The sequence below is a fragment of the Pseudomonas sp. 05N434 genome (assembly GCF_056396965.1).
On the sequence record NZ_JBFTMK010000860.1, the window covers coordinates 1 to 1,990 of the forward strand.

Here is a 1,990-nt window from a genome sequence, read left to right on the forward strand (position 1 = left end):
TGTGTACTCACTCCTGGCGCGGTGCTGTTACGTTATCGGGGTGGTAATCGAACCCAAGGAAGCGTAGTGCAAGCAACGCCTGGCCTTTGTGCATGGGGGCCCCGTCCTGGGTGCGACAACCTCTTTTACGCGCAGCATCGCAAAGCGGTGTCGATTCCGGCGAGTTGATGATATCCACGACGAGGGTGCCGGGTTCGAGTCGCTCGGGATCCACAGGCATAGGATCATTCTTGTTCATGCCAAGCGGCGTGGCATTGATCACGATTTCATAGCCATGYGGGTCGGGTGGGCCAGAAAGCGTGATGCAACCTGTTTCGGCAGCAACGGCTTTCGCCAGATCCTCGGCTCGGTGTTCGTCGACATCGGAGATAGTGAGCGATCGAGCTCCCGCCGATGCGACGGCAAATGCGATCGCTCTGCCTGCGCCCCCAGCTCCGACCAAAAGAACGTTCTTGTTCGCTGGATGAAAGCCTTCCCATTGCATGCCAAGAACACAGCCGAGGCCATCGAATACGGCACCGACCCAGCGTCCGTCTGTCTCGCAACGAATGACGTTGATTGCACCCACTTGACGAGCAGTCGGATGAAGTTCGTCGACAAGAGCCAGCATCCTTTGTTTATGAGGCATGGTGACCAGGATGCCGGCGAGATTGTTCAATGCTCTGGCACCGGCCACGAACGAGGACAGGTCATCGGCCTTGACCTCGAATGGAATACAAACCGCGTCTGCCTGTTGTTCTATAAAGAGTCGGTTGAATAGTTGCGGAGACTTGGCAGCCGCCAGCGGATGGCCGACCAATCCATAAAGCCGAGTTGTTCCTGTGATATGTGAGGCCATGGTTGCCTGATATTTGATGTTGACGGGAAGAGGAGCGCTGGCTGGCTTCTTGGGCATGCACAGCGTCGATGGCTATGCATTGGCAAGTGCCGACCGCATGATGCTGCTCTGCCCATCGGGCCTGTGGGTCGCGAAAACCTAATGGTCGCACTAGTGTAATCGTCGAAGGTCGTTACGAACGCAGTTGGCTAGCCAGGTCATTCGGGACGGCTGTCTGAGCTGTGCCCCGCATCGCTTCGGCCCGCATACGATCGTATTCTTCTTTGGCAATAGGCACTGCGTTGCGCTTGCCGAGATCTTCAAGGCGAATCCGGTATGTTTCGCGTGTAGTGAACGCCGCGATCGCAGCGATAACACAGATACCTAATGTAAGAGAGCCGATTCTTAGCGGGATATTGTCAGAGCCGGGGGGCGCAACAGTGACGAAGATTGCCGGGAGAAACGCAGTCATCGCGGTCCCTATGTTCTGTCCGATGGCCATGCCGGTCACACGCACCCCTTCGCCTTGCGTTTTTTGTTTGGCAAATACAGGTGTCTCGTCGACCTGGCGGCGAATGATATATCCCAGGATGACTACGATGACGCTGAGCAGGAACGGAATCCGCCAACCCCAGGAAGCGAACTGATCCGCAGGCATAAAATGAGCGAGAGGCAAGAAGACTGCTGCCGCGAGCAATTGCCCGGCCTGAACTCCTTGGAGAGTAAAGCTCGCGAAGTAACCACGGCGGCCGGACGGGGCGTGTTCGAGAATCATGGAACTGGCGCAGGAGATCTCCCCGGCCACCGCAAAACCCTGAATCAGGCGCAACGTCACAAGCAGCACCGGCGCCCAGATCCCGATCTGCTGGTACGTTGGCAGAAGTCCGATACACATCGTCGAGAAGCCCATCAGGAACATGCAGTAAACCAGAACCGTTTTACGGCCGTGGCGATCACCCAAATGCCCTAGGACAACAGCGCCTATCGGCCGGGCGATATAGCCCACACCAAAGCTGGCCAGAGAGGCAATGATGCCGACCGCTGGGTTATCAGATGGAAAAAAGAGCTGTGGAAACAGCAAGGCCGCCGCGGTCGCATAGATAAAGAAGTCGTAATACTCCAGCGCTGAGCCGATCCAACCGCTAGCTGCGGCTTTTTTTGACTGGCCTTTGG

General features: G+C 56.7%; 2 protein-coding genes. Both read right to left on the bottom strand.

The features are described 5' to 3' along the window. Positions 1–7: 7 nt before the first annotated feature. Positions 8–895, bottom strand: coding sequence for a shikimate dehydrogenase family protein (locus tag AC1DLB_RS30170; protein ID WP_477743059.1), 888 nt, complete (start codon positions 893–895; stop codon positions 8–10). A gap of 115 nt (positions 896–1,010) precedes the next feature. After that, a partial coding sequence (locus tag AC1DLB_RS30175; RefSeq protein ID WP_477786303.1) for an MFS transporter occupies positions 1,011–1,990 on the bottom strand: 980 nt, incomplete at its 5' end.